General features: G+C 61.9%; 12 protein-coding genes and 1 pseudogene. 4 read left to right on the forward strand and 9 right to left on the reverse strand.

What is annotated here, in order from left to right; genetic code table 11:
• Positions 1 to 13: 13 nt before the first annotated feature.
• On the forward strand, positions 14 to 331 hold the full coding sequence (locus tag ABTV29_RS26660; protein WP_433767549.1) for a DUF3509 domain-containing protein: 318 nt from the start codon (positions 14 to 16) through the stop codon (positions 329 to 331).
• Here ABTV29_RS26660 and ABTV29_RS26665 read toward each other — a convergent pair.
• Entirely contained in the window at positions 328 to 828 is a 501-nt protein-coding gene (locus ABTV29_RS26665; RefSeq protein ID WP_433767550.1) for a phosphate-starvation-inducible protein PsiE, read from the reverse strand. The two genes, ABTV29_RS26660 and ABTV29_RS26665, sit on opposite strands and share 4 nt — an antisense overlap.
• A gap of 325 nt (positions 829 to 1,153) precedes the next feature.
• Here ABTV29_RS26665 and ABTV29_RS26670 point away from each other — a divergent pair.
• Positions 1,154 to 1,393, forward strand: a pseudogene (locus ABTV29_RS26670) (YebG family protein); the annotation flags it as partial.
• 233 nt (positions 1,394 to 1,626) lie between these two features.
• On the opposite strand, the gene ABTV29_RS26675 reads toward ABTV29_RS26670, so the two are convergent.
• Positions 1,627 to 2,646 carry a Glu/Leu/Phe/Val dehydrogenase dimerization domain-containing protein gene (locus ABTV29_RS26675; protein ID WP_433767551.1) on the reverse strand — a complete coding sequence of 340 codons (1,020 nt, stop codon included), beginning with the start codon at positions 2,644 to 2,646 and terminating at the stop codon, positions 1,627 to 1,629.
• A gap of 183 nt (positions 2,647 to 2,829) precedes the next feature.
• Here ABTV29_RS26675 and ABTV29_RS26680 point away from each other — a divergent pair, with 183 nt between their 5' ends.
• Complete coding sequence (locus tag ABTV29_RS26680; protein ID WP_433767552.1) at positions 2,830 to 3,633, forward strand: SirB1 family protein; 804 nt, start codon at positions 2,830 to 2,832, stop codon at positions 3,631 to 3,633.
• Between the two features lie 124 nt (positions 3,634 to 3,757).
• Here the strand turns inward: ABTV29_RS26680 and maiA are convergent, their stop codons facing one another.
• Genes maiA through hmgA form a run of 3 tightly spaced genes read right to left on the reverse strand, consistent with a single transcriptional unit; the run spans position 3,758 to position 7,018 of the window.
• Positions 3,758 to 4,393, reverse strand: a complete 636-nt coding sequence (gene maiA, locus ABTV29_RS26685) for a maleylacetoacetate isomerase (protein WP_433767553.1) — start codon at positions 4,391 to 4,393, stop codon at positions 3,758 to 3,760.
• Between the two features lie 12 nt (positions 4,394 to 4,405).
• The gene (gene fahA, locus ABTV29_RS26690; RefSeq protein ID WP_433767554.1) at positions 4,406 to 5,710 is read right to left on the reverse strand and encodes a fumarylacetoacetase; all 1,305 of its coding nucleotides are present in this window, start codon (positions 5,708 to 5,710) and stop codon (positions 4,406 to 4,408) included.
• A 3-nt stretch (positions 5,711 to 5,713) separates the two neighbouring features.
• Positions 5,714 to 7,018, reverse strand: coding sequence for a homogentisate 1,2-dioxygenase (hmgA, locus tag ABTV29_RS26695; RefSeq protein WP_433767555.1), 1,305 nt, complete (start codon positions 7,016 to 7,018; stop codon positions 5,714 to 5,716).
• 179 nt (positions 7,019 to 7,197) lie between these two features.
• On the opposite strand from hmgA, the gene ABTV29_RS26700 reads away from it, so the two are divergent.
• Entirely contained in the window at positions 7,198 to 8,019 is an 822-nt protein-coding gene (locus ABTV29_RS26700) for an IclR family transcriptional regulator (protein ID WP_433767556.1), read from the forward strand.
• 88 nt (positions 8,020 to 8,107) lie between these two features.
• Here the strand turns inward: ABTV29_RS26700 and ABTV29_RS26705 are convergent, their stop codons facing one another.
• The 4 genes from ABTV29_RS26705 to ABTV29_RS26720 form a co-directional block, all read right to left on the reverse strand.
• Positions 8,108 to 10,657 carry a LuxR C-terminal-related transcriptional regulator gene (locus ABTV29_RS26705; RefSeq protein WP_433767557.1) on the reverse strand — a complete coding sequence of 850 codons (2,550 nt, stop codon included), beginning with the start codon at positions 10,655 to 10,657 and terminating at the stop codon, positions 8,108 to 8,110.
• Positions 10,658 to 10,797: 140 nt separating this feature from the next.
• Entirely contained in the window at positions 10,798 to 12,165 is a 1,368-nt protein-coding gene (locus ABTV29_RS26710) for a DUF1329 domain-containing protein (RefSeq protein WP_433767558.1), read from the reverse strand.
• A gap of 24 nt (positions 12,166 to 12,189) precedes the next feature.
• Positions 12,190 to 13,983 carry a DUF1302 domain-containing protein gene (locus ABTV29_RS26715; protein WP_433767559.1) on the reverse strand — a complete coding sequence of 598 codons (1,794 nt, stop codon included), beginning with the start codon at positions 13,981 to 13,983 and terminating at the stop codon, positions 12,190 to 12,192.
• Between the two features lie 636 nt (positions 13,984 to 14,619).
• The gene (locus ABTV29_RS26720; protein WP_433767561.1) at positions 14,620 to 15,531 is read right to left on the reverse strand and encodes an SDR family oxidoreductase; all 912 of its coding nucleotides are present in this window, start codon (positions 15,529 to 15,531) and stop codon (positions 14,620 to 14,622) included.
• Positions 15,532 to 15,715 lie beyond the last annotated feature (184 nt).

Raw genomic sequence — 15,715 nt, forward strand, 5'->3', positions numbered from 1 at the left:
GCGGTGACGCATCATGGACAACCCGTTTCAGCTCATTACCGATGCCTTTGCAGCGGATTATCAGATCAACCTGAGCATTCAGGGCCTGGACGGCAGCATCATGCTGACCCTGTCAAACAACGGTCGTATCGTGGCAAAACGCATGATCAGTGCCGAACAACGCAACGACCCCGTGCGCCTCAAACGGCTGGTGCAAAGCATTCAGTTCGGCATCGCCATCGAGCGAGGCCACAGCGCCGTAGCCATCCTCGAGGCCATGACCGACAGCGGCCCAGGCAACTTGCCACCACCGTCGGTCAAAGGCCGGCCTCGCCACGCCATGGGGCTTTAAATCTCGCCCTTCTCGACTTCGGGATGCTCACTGGAACCCGCACCGATCTTGCGGTGCGGATTTTCAATCTTCACCGACGGAAATTGTGAAGACGCATAGCGCACCACCAGAATCGCAAACGCCAGCAGCAGGATCCCGCCGCACAGGTAAATGATCCCCAGATCCGGCGGATTGTGGTGCGACACGTTGGAAATCAGCAGGCGCGTCAGCGCCGTGATCGCCACGTAGATCAGGAAGCGCACCGGCATGTGGTTGGTCTTGAAGTAAATCCCGACCATCGCGCCCAGTTCCAGGTAGATGAACAGCAGCAAGATGTCATCGATCTTGATGTGTCCCTGCTCGATCATCCCGAGAAATTCCATCACCGCCGCCCACGCAGTCACGGCGCCGATGGCGAACAGCGCCAGGTAGTGGAAGGTCTCGACGAACAGGTTGCCCAGGGACTCCGCCAGTTCGTGCACGGTCTGCCGCAGGTTTTCGGCCCAGTTGATTTTCACGATGATGCTTCCTTAGGTCGGCTCGACCGGATAATGCGGGTTGGACTTTACGTTTGTTCTGCATGCAGAAACTGTTTATGCAGAAACAGGGCCACGCCATCATGGCGAGCCGCCGCAGATTGCGCTCCGTGGCGTTTGGTCGCACAGCCCCTGTAGGAGCAAAGCTTGCTCGCGATTGGAACGACGCGGTCCCCCTGACAATCCTCAAAACCGGACTACATTAAAAAGCCACTACCCAAACCCCAGCGATTCGCTTATTCTTTTGCTGTATATAGATACAGTAGTCGAATCAGACAACCCAATGTAAAGGCATGTGAGGTGGTGAATGGCCGTCGAAGTGGTATACCGCAGCAGCCGAGATCTGGAGCGCTTGTTCATGGATAAAGCCGAAGCTGACCGTCATGACAAAATGCTCGAGCTGGCCGAGTTGCTGGCCGAAGTGTTGCAAAAAGCCGTTCCGTCCCTGACCGAACAGCAAGTGGAAGAAGCCGGGATCTACATGGCGAAGAATCGCGACGTGTTCGCCAAGGCATTCAAGAGCCAGCCGGACGCCCTGTCCGAGTTGCTGAGCGCGCCTGTGGAAGCCCCTCAACCGGTGGCAGCACCTGTTGAAGAAGAGGTGGTCGCCGAGCCGACACCTGCGGCCAAGCCAGCCAAGGCCGCCAAAGCAGCAAAATAAGTGGCAGCCGAATTGAACAGGCCCTGAGCCAAAAATTAAAAGATCGCAGCCTGCGGCAGCTCCTACAGGAAACGCAATTCCATGTAGGAGCTGCCGCAGGCTGCGATCTTTTGATCTTTCTATCGGTACAAAACCCTCTCTGCCAACTCGTCCGCCACCCGCGCCGGGGAACGCTTTTCCGCCTGGGCGTGGGCAAACACTTCAGTCAGTCGCGAGCTTATTTTCGACAGGTGCGCAGTGATGGTCGCCAGCTCTTCGCCCCGGTGTTTGAGCGACACGTAAATCAGCCCGCCGGCATTGATCACATAGTCCGGTGCATACAGGATGCCCCGCCGTTCCAGCTGATCGGCGACGTCCAGATGGGTCAGCTGGTTGTTGGCCGAGCCCGCCACCGCAGAACAGCGCAGTTGCGTCACGCTATGGCTGTTGAGCACACCGCCCAGCCCACAGGGCGCCAGGATGTCGCAAGGCGTGCTGAGCAGCGCGTCATTGGCAATCGGATGAGCGCCAAGTTGCTCCATGGCCAGTTGCACCTTGCCGTGGTCAATGTCACTGACCAGCAATTCGGCACCCGCGGCATGCAGCTGTTCGGCCAATGCATAACCCACGTTGCCCAGGCCCTGGATAGCCACGCGCAGGCCTTCGAGGTTGTCGCTGCCCAATCGCGCCATGGCGGTGGCACGAATGCCGGTGAACACCCCCATCGCGGCGTGGGGGGCGGGGTCGCCTGCTGAAGTCGTGCTGGTGACGTGCTGGGTCTGTTGGGCGATGCAGTCCATGTCCGCCACCGACGTGCCACTGTCGATAGCGGTGATGTAGCGCCCGTCAAGCTGGTTGATACAACGCCCGAAGGCTTCGAACAACGCCGCACGATTGGCCACATGGGCGGGCCGGACAATCACCGCCACGCCACCACCCTGGGCCAGGCCGGCCAGTGCGGCCTTGTAGCTCATGCCTTTGGCGAGGCGCACGGCATCCTCGATGGCGGACTCATCGCTGGGGTAGGCAAGGTATCGACACCCTCCCAGGGCGGGGCCCAGGTGACTGTCATGGATGGCAATGACCGCCTTCAACCCGGTGGCCGGGTCGACGCTCAGATGCAGCGATTCAAGGCGAGTGCTTTGCATGAGAGCGAACATCGTAGGGGCTCCCGAATCACTTCTTGTAGTCGCCAGTATAGGCTTGCGCGCAAAAATTGCCGAAGCGCACCGGAATAAGCACAGCGGCCGTTAAGGCATTCGGAAATATCCCTCGAGCCTCCCGGCCGGCACTGGACGGATGGCGCAGACGAGGCTAAAACGAGGCATTGCCCGGAGATTTTCATGACGCCGCGCCAATCGTTTTTCGCCTGTCTGCAACGTTCACCGCCCGCGCTGTTCGAGGCGGCGCTGTGGATTGCCGCCGAACATGACAGCGAAGTGAACCCTGCTGCGCTGCTGGAGAACTTCAAGACGCTGCAACAGCGGATCAGCGGCAGCCTGCCGATGCTGCCGGTGAGCGAGCTGGCGCAACCCCTGCTGCGCTGCATGAATGACCTTGGGTTTGCCCAGGACGACTCCAACCCGCTGCGCGCGCAAGCGGCACTGCTCAATCGAGTGCTTGAACGTCGACGCGGGCAACCCCTGGCCCTCGGCCTGATTGCACTGCAGCTGGCCAAGGGCCTGGAGATTCCGCTGGTCGGGGTCAACTTCCCCGGCCATTTTCTATTGCGGGTACCCGGGGCCGATCATTTGCTCGACCCGTGCGGTGGCCGTCGCCTCTACCCCAACGATTGCCGTGAGCTACTGCATCGCCAATACGGCCCCGACCTGAAACTCAGCGCCGAGCACCTGACCACCGCCGAACCGCTGCAGATGCTCCAGCGCCTGTCGCGCAATCTGCGCCAGCTGCACCTCGCCAACGACGATTACATCGGCGCTCTGATCGACGCCGAGCGCGTGCTGGAACTGGGCAATGGCACCACCGCCGACTATCTGGCCCGGGCCAGCCTCTACCAACGGCTGGACTGCCCCAACGCCGAGCGTTTCGACCTCGAACATGCCCTGCTGCTGACCGACGACCCGATTCAGCGCATTCGCCTGACGGAGCGGCTGGGGCACTTGCCACCCAATTCCATCGTCCACTGATACGCTCTCCGCTTTCTGTAGGAGCGAGCCTGCTCGCGATGAGGGCGTGTCAGTCGATATTCATATATCTGACACACCGCCATCGCGAGCAGGCTTCGCTCCTACAAGGGGCAGGTGTTGGCCTTTAAGGAGTATCCGGCTGATTCGCCGGATGCGCCTTGATGAACGCCGGATGCGCAGCAGCCAGCGCCGCCACGCGACGAATCCGTGGCCAGGCCTCCAGGGAAATGTTGAAGCGCTCAGCCGCGTACAGTTGTGGAATCAGGTACACATCCGCCAACCCGGGTTGCGGCCCGAAGCAAAAGCCAGCGTCGCCAATCAGTTGTTCCACGGCCGACAGCCCCTGACCAATCCAGTGACCGATCCACTCGACCACCTGTGGCTCGTCGTGGCCCAACTGCCGTAGCCGGTTGAGCACGCTGACGTTGTGCAGCGGATGCACGTCGCAGCCGATCAGCGCCGCCACACCGCGCTCATGGGCGCGGGCAGCGAGGTCTTTGGACAGCAGCGGCACCTGTGGATAACGTTCCTCCAGGTACTCGATGATCGCCGGTGACTGGATCAGCAGTTCACCTTTATCGGTGCGCAAGGCCGGCACGCGACCTTGCGGGTTGATGCCCAGGTACGCGGGCTGGCGATGCTCGCCACCGGGCGGCGCGATCAGGTTGACCGGCAGCGCCTGGTAATCCAGCCCTTTCAACGCCAACGCAATGCGCACTCGATAGGACGAGGTCGAACGGTAGTAGGTATAGAGTTCCATGCCCCGTTCCCCTTAGCGCGCCGGCAGGACTTTGCCGCGGCATTCGCCGAAACCGATGGAAGCAAAGCCTTCGCGGCTGCAACGGCCGCGAAGGATGATTTCGTCGCCGTCCTCAAGGAATTTGCGCACTTCGCCCGACGCCAGCTCCACCGGCTTTTTGCCGCCTTCGGTGATTTCCAGCAAGCTGCCGAACTGACCGTTTTCCGGCCCCGACAAAGTGCCCGAACCGAACAGGTCACCGGCCTGCAATTGGCAGCCATTGACGCTGTGGTGCGCGACCATTTGCGCCACGGTCCAGTACATGTGCTTCGTGTTGCTCAGGGTCAGGCGGTGCGCCGGCAGATTCTGTTCGCGCATGGCTTCGGTCAGCAGCAGCACTTCCAGTTCGATGTCGAAAGCACCGGCGGCCTGATCGCGCTTGTCGAACAGGTACGGCAGCGGCTGCGGATCGCCTTCCGGACGCGCAGGCTGGGCACGACGGAACGGCTCCAGCGCTTCGGCAGTCACCACCCAGGGCGAAATGCTGGTGATGAAGCTCTTGGACAGGAACGGCCCCAGCGGCTGGTATTCCCAGGCCTGGATGTCCCGCGCCGACCAATCGTTGAGCAGGCAGAAGCCGGCGATGTGATCGGCCGCGTCACCAATGGCGATGGAGTCGCCCATCTCGTTGCCCCGGCCGATCCAGATGCCCAGCTCCAGTTCGTAGTCCAGGCGCGCGCAGGGGCCGAAGGTCGGCTCGGTCTGACCGGCCGGCAGGGTCTGGCCTTTCGGACGACGCACGTCGGCGCCGGACGGGCGAATGGTCGAGGCGCGGCCGTGGTAGCCGATGGGCACGTACTTGTAGTTCGGCAGCAACGGGTTGTCCGGGCGGAACAGTTTGCCGACGTTCTGTGCGTGTTCGATGCCCACGTAGAAGTCGGTGTAGTCATTGATTTTCGCCGGCAGGTGCATTTCGCAATCCGCCGCCAGGGGCAGCAGTTTTGCGCCCTGGGCTTCGATCTTGCCGTGCAGGGTGCTGCCTTCGCCCAGCAGTTCCAGCAAGCGCTCGCGCAAGGCCACACGCGCCTCGCGGCCCAGCTCGAAGAAGGCATTGAGCTGACCGCCACGGGTGGCTTCAACAGCGGCTTTTGCTGCACCGTCGAACAGGCCGGCATCCAGTGCGGCTTCCAGGTCGAAGATATGTTCGCCGATGGCCACGCCGCTACGAGGCGCCGAACCTTTCACGCTGAACACGCCCAGCGGCAGGTTTTGCAGCGGGAAATCGGCATGGCCGTTGGCCGAAGCAACCCAGCTGCGAGTGAGGGAAGTCTGCGTCATGGGTTATCTCCGGGTCGGGTCGAAAGTGGCGGGCAGCGTGGCCCAGCAAGCGTCGTAGTTGGTTTGCAGTTGCGGGCAATCGAGGGCGAAACGGCTCGGGCGCAACACCTGGCTGGTCTCGAACATGAAGGCCATGGTGTTGTCGATTTTTGCCGGCTTGAGATCGGCGTTGATCGCCTTGGTGCAGGTCTCGCCGTCTGGGCCATGGGCACTCATGCAGCTGTGCAGCGAGGCGCCGCCGGGGACGAAACCTTCAGCCTTGGCGTCGTACTCGCCCTGGATCAGGCCCATGAATTCGTTCATCAGGTTGCGGTGGAACCAAGGCGGACGGAAGGTTTTCTCGGCGACCATCCAGCGTGGCGGGAAGATCACGAAATCGAGGTTGGCCAGGCCGTGCACGCTGGTCGGCGAAGTCAACACGGTGAAGATCGACGGGTCCGGATGATCGAAGCTGACCGTGCCGATGGTGTTGAAACGGCGCAGGTCATATTTGTACGGCACGTTGTTGCCATGCCAGGCGACCACGTTCAGCGGCGAATGATCGACCTGGGTGCCCCACAACTGGCCAAGGAACTTCTGCACCAGGACGGTCGGTTGCGCGACGTGTTCGTAGTGGGCGACCGGGGTCAGGAAGTCCCGCGGATTGGCCAGGCCGTTGCTGCCGATCGGCCCCAGGTCCGGCAGGCGCAGCGGCGCGCCATGGTTCTCGGCGATGTAGCCGCGTGCTTGCGGGTCGAGCAGTTCGACACGGAATTTCAGACCCCGTGGCAGCACGGCGATTTCCAGCGGCTCCACTTGCAGCACGCCCAGTTCGGTGGCGATACGCAGGCGGCCCAGTTGCGGCACCAGCAGCATTTCGCCGTCGGCATTGAAGAACACCCGTTCCATCGATTGGTTGGCGCGGTACTGGAAAATACTGATGCCAGCCGGCTTATCCGCACCGGAGTTGGCCGCCATGCTCACCAGGCCATCGATGAAATCCGTAGGTTCGGCGGGAATATCCAGGGCATTCCAGCGCAGGCGATTGGGCGTCACTTCGCCCAATGGGCCACCGGCCAGTTGCCGATCGAGCTTGGTGAATGCCGGGTGATTGGCCGAGGGCTGGATACGGTACATCCAGGTCCGCCGCGCTTCGCTGCGAGCCATGGTGAACGCGGTGCCGGAAAACAGTTCGGTGTAGAGACCGTAAGGGGCTTTTTGCGGGGAGTTCTGGCCGACCGGCAATGCGCCGGGCAACGCTTCGCTGCTGAATTCGTTGCCGAAGCCCGACTGATAAGCCAGTTCTGGCGACGTTGAATCGAGGTTCATGGAGCCTCCTGAACAGGGAGTTGGCCGTGGCCTGACACTCTTTATCAAAGGTCATGGCACGCCAGGGTTGTTATTATCGTAATTCGATTACGCATAACGTAATTTGATTGGTATTGACCGTCAAGCTATAAAGGCGCCCATTCATCCCCGGATCTCCTCTCCTAAAAGACGGCGCCACCATGGAAAAGCCCACCAGCGACAGCAACGGTAAACAGAAAGTCCGCTCCGCCGAGGTGGGTACCGACATCCTCAAGGCGCTGGCCGAGTTGTCGCCGTCGACGTCCCTCTCGCGCCTGGCCGAACACGTGCAGATGCCGGCGAGCAAGGTTCACCGCTATTTGCAGGCGCTGATCGCCAGCGGCTTTGCCGAGCAGAACGCTGCGACCAACCATTACGGGCTGGGCCGCGAAGCCTTGCGTGTAGGGTTGGCGGCACTCAACAGTATGGACGTGCTGAAAGTTGCCGCCCTGCCGCTGGCCGAGTTGCGCGACGACCTGAACGAAACCTGTTTCCTGGCGGTGTGGGGCAACCAGGGTGCGACCGTGGTCCACATCGAACCGGCGGTGCGGGCGGTCACGGTGGTGACGCAATTGGGCTCGGTGTTGCCGCTGCTCAGTTCTTCGACTGGCCTGGTGTTCGGCGCCTATCTGCCCAAGCGGGAAACCGTGGAGCTGCGCGAACAGGAACTGCAGGCCCACACCGCCCACCCACTGGCGGACGATCAGGCCTACGTCGCCATGTGCGAGCAGATCTGCGCACGCGGCCTGCATCACGTGCATGGCTTGCTGATGCCCGGCGTGGATGCCTTGTCGGCGCCGGTCTTCAACGCGATGGGCAATGTCGTGGCGGTGTTGACGGTGGTTGGCCCGACTTCCCTGTTTCATGCCGACGAAGACGGGCCGGCTGCGCGACGTTTGCTGGCGGCGGCGCGCGCGGTCAGTTGGCGCATGGGCTTTGAAGCGGGCAGCGGCATTTCCCAGGCGCCACACAAACCTCTGTAGGAGCTGCCGCAGGCTGCGATCTTTTGATCTTGTTTTTAATCAAAGGCAAAAGATCGCAGCCTGCGGCAGCTCCTACAGGGGGAACGCGTCAACCCTGCGCGATCAGCCCCAGCTTCTTGGCCGTGGCCACCGCCTGAGTCCGACGCTCAACGCCCAGCTTGCTGTGAATGCGCCGCGCGTGGGTTTTCACCGTATGCAATGAGATGAACAACTGCTCGGCGATCTGTTGATTGGAATTGCCCTGGGCAATCAGCCCCAGCACTTCCAACTCTCGTCCGCTCAACGGGTTGGCGTCCAGCGGCGCCGCCGGCTCGTCGTCCACGCCCAGGCGACCAAGCAAGGTCGGCTGGCGCAGCCGCAACTCGTGCAACGCCTGCTGCAGATGGCAGCGCCTCACCAACGCCAGCCCCGCCTGTAACGCCGAGGTCGCCAGGGCTGTTTCGCCGATGAGGTCTGCCACTTCGCAGATGGCCAGTTGCAGTTCGGTTTCCAGCGCCAGCATTCCATGCAGTTGCGCGTGATCGAGCAAAACCTTGAGCCGCTCCAGCGGGGCCTGCGTCATCTGCAGTTGGGTCTCGGCGATGATCAGCAGGTACTCGACCCGTGCAATCAGCTCCACCGTGGCCGGCGGTGCCTGCCGGGCATGCGGCCCGCGGTAATGGCGCAGCACGCGAGTCAGTGCTTCTTGCACCAGCTCCGGCCGACCTTGCTGCAACCAGAAGTGAGCGCTGATTTGCAGCAGCGCACTGCGATAAACCGTGTCGGGAATCTGTCGTTGTTGCATCAAGCGCTCGGCCTCGCGCAAGCGGTCAAACGCGTGGGCGTAATCCCGCTGATTGGCCGCCACCTGGGCCTGCCCGAGAAAGCCGTACAACGCACGCTTGTCCTGGCTGTGCAGGCAATCCTGAAGGCCGCTCTGGAACAACTCGGCGGCCGCGTCATCCTGCCCCTGCCACTGCGCCAGGCGCCCGCGTCGCAAGGCAATGCGCCCCAGCAACGGTGTCGGGCGATCAGCCTGTCGACTGAGCAATTCATGAATATCGGCCAGCAGGCTCTCGGCCCGCCGGGGAGCGCCACGGTGTTCAAGCAACTGAGCGTGATCGAGTTCGAGCAAGCCTTCGAACAGCAACGACCCCTGCGCCCGCGCCAGACACAGCGCCTCCCGGTTGAGCGCCTGCGCGACATCCAGCTCGGCATTGAGCAGCGCCTGCTGGGTCAGCCCGGACAGGCACAGCAAGCGTGCCGGCCAAGCCTCTGCGGCCAGCTCGGCCAATGCCTCGACGAAATGTCCGCGAGCGGCCGCCATACGCCCCTGCAAATGCAGCAGCCAGCCCTGTTGCGCCTGCCAGCGGGCGAGCAGTTGACGCTGCAGTGCCGCCGTCGGTTGCGGAGCAAACCGCGCCATTTGCTCGATGCACGCCGCCGCCTGTTCGAAGCGTCCGGCAAACAGCAGCGCCGCCGTGATCAGGCTGACCAGTTGCGGCGAACCGAGGGTCAGCTCTTGCCCTTGGCGCTCATGCAGATTCAGCAACAGGCGCACGTTCTCGCGCCGGAACAAATGCTCGAAGTTGAAGTGCTGCAACAGGCTGACCGCCACCTCGAACTCTTCAGCCAGCAGCGCCTGCTCGAATGCGCCTTGCCAGTCCTCTTCGGCGCAGAACCATTGGCACGCGCGCCGATGCCATGAGCGCCCCACCGCCCCCTGTTCGTCACGCATGGCCTGGGCCAGGGGTACGAACACACGAAACCATTCTGCGGAATCTTCCCAGGGCTCGATGAAGCACCCCATCTCCTGCAAGGCCTGCAACCAGCCTGCACCCTCCCCGGCGCCGAACAGATACTCACAGAGGCCGGCATTGAAGCGCGGTAAATGGGCCAGCACCTGCCAGGCTTCCACCAGTTCCGGCGGCAAGTTGTTGAACAGTTCATGCTGCAGATAATCGAGCAGTGTCGCCGAGCGCCCCTGCCTGTCCTGCCCGGCGGACCACGGACACCCTTCGAGCAGGGCAATGCGCACACCGGCCCCCCATCCACCGCTGCGCTGCACGATGCGCCTGGCCAAACCGGCCACCTGAGTGTGCTCCAGATGGCCGAGCAACTGCCTGACATCCGCCTCGGTAAAGGCCAGCGCCGGGCCGTTGCACTCATACAGCTCGTCATCGAGCAACAACCGTGGCCAGTTGCAGGACGGACGCCGGCGCGCACCCAGCCACCAACTCAACGCCGGGTTGGTGAGGGCCAGCAAACGATCGAGCAGACGGTCGAGCTCAGGATGGGAGAAGCGGCAGTAGTCATCGATGAACAGCCAGGTCGGCGTTTGCAGCCGGGCCAGGTACTCCAGCATTGCGGGCTCATCCATTGATGCCAGCCCCAACGCTTGCGCCAGCCGCTGCAGAAAGTCGGCAACACTCAACGACTCCCCCGCCAACGGCAGCCAATGCACCCGGCAGTCCTTTGGGGCGCGCAACAGGCATTCGGTGAGCAGCGCACTCTTGCCGCTGCCGGCCGGCGCGCAGAGCAATTTCACGCGCGCCGTGGCGGCCAGCAGCGGCTCGACCAATCGCTCGCGGGACAGGTGATGAGAAGACAATCGAGGCAGAAATCCAGGACGGTCCAGACACGTCGTCATGGCAGTCATAGTGGTGCGCCTTTTTATAATTGTAGCGCCACCCTAGACCCCTCCAGCGCGCTTGTTGAAGAAGTATTCAGCAGGCTGATTAACAGCCATAAAAAAGGTGACCGCGAGGTCACCTTTTTGTGTAAGAGCCTGTAGGACGATTACCTCACCCCCGTGCTCCGAAGGGCTGCTGGCGTGTAGTCCCCGGCTTTTGCCGCGATGTTGAATTCGAAGCTGCGTTTCTCTTCGTTCTTCATCCCCAGGGCGATGTAGCGACCGGCAATCAGGTCATACAGCGCTTCGACGGTGTAGGCCGGCACCTGATGATCGTAGTAGAACTGCGCATGCCCTTCGGCCACACGCCAGAGCTGGCCGCGACCGTCATAGTGATCGGCCAGCGCCACCTGCCAGGTGTCTTCGTCGATGTACATGTGACGCTTGGCGTACACGTGCCGCTCGTTGGGCTTGACCGTGGCCACCACCTCCCAGACCCGATGCAACTCGTAGCGGGTCAGGTCCTGGTTGATATGACCGGCCTTGATCACATCGGTGTATTTCAGGTCCGGCGAATCGAGCTTGTAGCTGTTGTACGGAATGTACATTTCCTTCTTGCCGATCAGCTTCCAGTCGTAGCGGTCCGGCGCCCCGGAAAACATGTCGAAGTTGTCGGTAGTGCGCAGGCCGTCGGACGACGTGCCGACCCCGTCATAGGCCACTTGCGGGGCACGCCGCACACGGCGCTGGCCGGCGTTGTAGATCCAGGCCTTGCGCGGTTCCGTGACCTGGTCGAGGGTCTCGTGAACCAGCAGTACGTTGCCCGCCAGCCGCGCCGGTGCCGTCACTTCCTGCTTGAAATAGTTGAGCACGTTGTCATCGCTGCCCGGTTTCAAATCCCCCAGCAGCGAAGGCACGGCCACTTCATCCTTGAAGCGAATCACCGTGAAATCGCCATTGGATTGCGGCGTTGCCTGGGTAATGGTGCGACGCAGATTGCCGCCGTGATAGCGGGTGATGTGGTTCCAGATCACCTCGACCCCGTTCTTTGGAATCGGAAAGGCGTAGTAGCGATTGCCGGTGAAATTGGCCAGGCCGTTACCGTCGTTGATCGGGGTCACGTTCAACGCACTGCGCTTGGCCGACTCGTAGATGTCCGGTGGCAGGGCCGCAGTACGGTGGGTCGGGTAAACCGGGATTTTGTAGGTTTCCGGGTAGCGCTTGAACATCGCGATCTGCCCATCGGAAAGCTTGTCCTTGTACTTGTCGACCGTCGCCGCGGTAATGATGAACAGCGGTTTTTCATTGGCGAACGGATCGGCCAGGAAACCCTTGCTGTCTACCGCGCCGGCGTTTTTCGGGATACCGCCGGTCCACGCCGGGATCGAACCGTCGGCGTTGCCGGCCTTCTCGGCACCCAGCGGAGTGAGGGTGGTGCCAAGCTTGTTCGCTTCTTCCGGCGATACGGCGGCCATGACGTTGGCAGCCAACAGACCGAGGGCCAGGACACTGCATTGCAGAATCATCTTGCGCATGGAAATCATCCTTCTCGAGACAGATCAGAAGTTCACGCCAAAGCTCAACGCCACGAAGTCGCGGTCCTCGAGCGTGTTGTAGTCGCCACCGAAGAAGTCGGTGTAACTGAGGCTTGCGGTGTAGGTGTTGCGGTAGTCCGCATCCACGCCCAGGCTGACGGCCTTGGCGCCTTCGTTGAACAGGCCGTTGGGGCCGTAACCCGTGACGTCGTGGGACCACGACAGGTTGGGCTTGAAGTTGATCCCGGCGATGACGTTGTTGTAATCGAGGATCGCTCGGGCGCGATAACCCCACGAAGTCGAGGTCACGAAGCCGTCGGTATCGCCGCCGAAACCATACTGGCCATACACCGAGTCACGGCCGTAACGCAGCTTGCGGCGAGACTCCAGCCCACCGACATGCACCACCGCCGCTTCGCCCACCAGGGTCAGGCGATCAGCGCCGGCGACCTGGTCGATGAAGTGCGTCAGGGTGCTCTGGACCTGGGTCACCTCTTTGCGCCGATAGCCTTTGTTGTCTGCACCCGGCGACGTGGCGATGGGGGATGCCGCGCCACCTGCTATGGGGTTGAGCATCGCCAGGGTCAGGTCGTTGGTGTTGACCTGCACGGGTGCGTTGGGCCGGTAGCTGATCTCCCCGGTCCATGCCGTGCCGGTTGGCAGCGTGGTGGAGAAACTCGCGCCGTAGAGGCGAATGTCTTCCGGGTATTCGAGGTAGTACTGGCCTCGACCGAGCATCACACTTTGCGCGAGACCCGAACCGCTGCCAGGAGCGATACGGTTGGCGGCGGTGACAATCCCCGGAATGCTCGCCAGTGTGGAGAGGCCGGCGGTCTTCGTGCCGACGTTGGGTGTGCGACTGTGGTAGTTCATGAAGTACAGGCCGTACTCGGTGTCATCCCCCAGCCAGCGCAGCGCCGTGCCCCACTGCCCCGAGTCCCGGGCATCACGGTCCTGGCCGCGAGGCACGACCACGCCTTCGCGGGTGACTTCGAAGCCCTGGCCAAATGCCGCGGCTACCGGCTGCAACGGCGCAATGGCCGGGCTGGCGACGGTGTAGTTCTTGTTGCAGCCGTCGGCCACCACATCGTTGCCGAAGAAGGTGCCGCAGTTGTCGACGACAGTCTGGTCCCACTCCAGTTGATAGAACGCCTCGACTGTCAATTTGTCCGTCAGGCCCTGGGACGCGAACAGCATGTTGACCGGAATCAGGCCTTCCTTGATCTCGGCGCCGGGCCGGCGGAACGCGGAAACGTCGACCGGGTTGATGCTGTTGATCGAGTTGCCGATGAAGGTACTTTCACCCCAGCTGACCACCTGCTTGCCAGCGCGCACCGTGCCCGGCAGCTCGGCAATGGAATAGTTGTGATAGACGAAGGCATCGAGAATCTGCCCGCCGGAGGACTTGGCGCCTTCCTTGCGATTGTGGTCGCTGATCGGCTTGAACGGCCGGTCTTCGTCCTTCAACTCGAAGTCGTACCAGTACTTGCCACGGACAAACACACCGGTGTCGCCGTATTTCAATTCGAGGTCGTGAATACCCTTGAAGATCTTCGAGAAGGTTTCGCCCTTGCCGAAGTTCTGGCGCCCGTCGTCACCGGTCGACGCCTGCCCGGTGCCGCCATTGGGAATGCCCACCAGCGATTTGTCCGCATCACGCATGCCCCAGCTCGCGCCCACGGACAGCGAGGAATCGAAGGTGCCCTCGATTTCCCCGATGTTGAAAGAAACAGCCTGCGCCTGGGCACAGCAACCCAAGGCAACCGCAGCGGCCAGCGCCTGCGGCGTGAAGATGGCGCGCATTGTTGTTTTTGTCATGCGTCTTCCCCGGTGAGTGACAGAAGGCCCCACCCTACTGCCGCCCGCCGGGTGCGATAAGCGCACCAAGGAGGTATTCGTGGTGTACCTCCAAAGGATGATCAGGTGCTGGGAATGGGGTCTTGCGCGGGGTATGGATGAGTTCGATGGCGGCCTATCAGCGCAACGCATGAGCCGTATAAACACCTGCACGAGCTGTGCAGGAGCTGTCGTGTGAAACGAGGCTGCGATCTTTTAAGGCCAGGATCAAAAGCTCGCAGCCTGCGGCAGCTCTTGCAGTCAGCTGCTACAGTGAAAGAGCCTTCAGCGCATTCGACTGTTGCGTGCCCTGTAAGAGTGCATGTCAGGAATCGCTGTTTTTCCTTTGCCGGCAAAGACTTAATCTAGCCGGGCTTTCACGGGAAACAGCCTGGAAGCACGAAACGACAGCGCAGGATTGCCCCGCGCCGCTCGCGACAGATTTCAGATGATTCGAAGGTTTCGAGTCATCGCCCCGTGTACACCGACGTTGATTTGTAGCTCCTGGATCCAACGTCTTGCTTGGCCGCTGCCTTTGCAGCGGCCTTTTTTATGGGCGAAGGTTTTCAAGCAGGGAGAATGGCAGGAACCTGGCAGTTCCTGCCGAAGGGAGTGCGATCAGAGCGAATACTTCTGCAAATTCCCCATCATTTCCTTCAGCGCTTCAATGTTGTCCTTCGGATGCGCCGCACCCTCGAAATCACAAATCTGCTGCCAATGCTCCGCCACGTCTTCCGGTGAGAACCCGGCACGTGGGTCGAAGCCGACGCCGAGGCTGCGTTCCCAGCGAACCTTGCCCATCCAGCCGCCGCCCACTTCGAACAGGCCGGAGGTGTCCTGGCAGGTTTCGCTGGCCAGGTACACCACCAGCGGGCTGACCAGTTCCGGTTTGAGTTGCTCGAACACTTGTGGCGGGATCAGGCCTTCGGTCATGCGGGTGCCGCCGGTGGGGGCGATGGCGTTGACCAGGATGTTGTTCTTGCGGCCTTCGAGGGCCAGGGTGCGGGTCAGGCCGTAGAGGCCGAGCTTGGCCATGCCGTAGTTGGACTGGCCGAAATTGCCGTAGATGCCCGAGGTGGACGCGGTGAAGATGACCCGCCCGTAGTTCTGCTCGCGCATGTGCGGCCAGGCGGCACGGGTGACTTTGTAGGCGCCTTCGACGTGGACGCGGTAAACGAGGTCCCAATCGGCGTCTTCCATTTTGTGGAACGTCTTGTCGCGCAGGATACCGGCGTTGTTGACCACCACATCGACGCGACCGAAGGCGTCCATGGCATGTTGCACCAGCTTGTCGCCGTCAGTGACCGAGTCGTGGTTGGCCACCGCGGTACCGCCGGCGTCGCGGATTTCCGCCACCACGCGATCGGCCGCCGAGGCGTTGGCGCCTTCGCCCTGGGTCGAACCACCGAGGTCGTTGACCAGTACCCGGGCGCCCTGTTTGGCGAACAACAGTGCGTGCGCCCGTCCCAGGCCGCCACCTGCACCAGTGATGATCACGACTTTGTCTTCGAAGCGTACAGATTGATTCATGGAGGACTCCAGCAGGCCTTGGGACGATGGGTCCGAGTGTCAGGCACGGCGCTGCGGGTCACAATGAACACGAGGGAGGCTGAATGGTGCGCGATAAGGCTGGGGGATGATTGAGAGTGCACAGGATGGCCGCCAAACATGTGGCGAGGGAGCTTGCTCCCGCTCGGCTGCGCAGCGGCCGCAA

Source organism: Pseudomonas putida (genome assembly GCF_050989985.1).
In the GTDB taxonomy this organism is placed as follows: domain Bacteria; phylum Pseudomonadota; class Gammaproteobacteria; order Pseudomonadales; family Pseudomonadaceae; genus Aquipseudomonas; species Aquipseudomonas putida_AI.

Excerpts from the sequence above, each read along its gene's own strand:
- ABTV29_RS26680 (WP_433767552.1), top strand. The coding sequence starts at position 2,830 with ATGACGCCGCGCCAATCGTTTTTCGCCTGTCTGCAACGTTCACCGCCC.
- hmgA (WP_433767555.1), bottom strand. The coding sequence starts at position 7,018 with ATGAACCTCGATTCAACGTCGCCAGAACTGGCTTATCAGTCGGGCTTC.
- maiA (WP_433767553.1), bottom strand. The coding sequence starts at position 4,393 with ATGGAACTCTATACCTACTACCGTTCGACCTCGTCCTATCGAGTGCGC.
- ABTV29_RS26715 (WP_433767559.1), bottom strand. The coding sequence starts at position 13,983 with ATGACAAAAACAACAATGCGCGCCATCTTCACGCCGCAGGCGCTGGCC.
- ABTV29_RS26675 (WP_433767551.1), bottom strand. The coding sequence starts at position 2,646 with ATGTTCGCTCTCATGCAAAGCACTCGCCTTGAATCGCTGCATCTGAGC.
- ABTV29_RS26705 (WP_433767557.1), bottom strand. The coding sequence starts at position 10,657 with ATGACTGCCATGACGACGTGTCTGGACCGTCCTGGATTTCTGCCTCGA.
- ABTV29_RS26720 (WP_433767561.1), bottom strand. The coding sequence starts at position 15,531 with ATGAATCAATCTGTACGCTTCGAAGACAAAGTCGTGATCATCACTGGT.
- ABTV29_RS26700 (WP_433767556.1), top strand. The coding sequence starts at position 7,198 with ATGGAAAAGCCCACCAGCGACAGCAACGGTAAACAGAAAGTCCGCTCC.
- fahA (WP_433767554.1), bottom strand. The coding sequence starts at position 5,710 with ATGACGCAGACTTCCCTCACTCGCAGCTGGGTTGCTTCGGCCAACGGC.
- ABTV29_RS26710 (WP_433767558.1), bottom strand. The coding sequence starts at position 12,165 with ATGCGCAAGATGATTCTGCAATGCAGTGTCCTGGCCCTCGGTCTGTTG.
- ABTV29_RS26660 (WP_433767549.1), top strand. The coding sequence starts at position 14 with ATGGACAACCCGTTTCAGCTCATTACCGATGCCTTTGCAGCGGATTAT.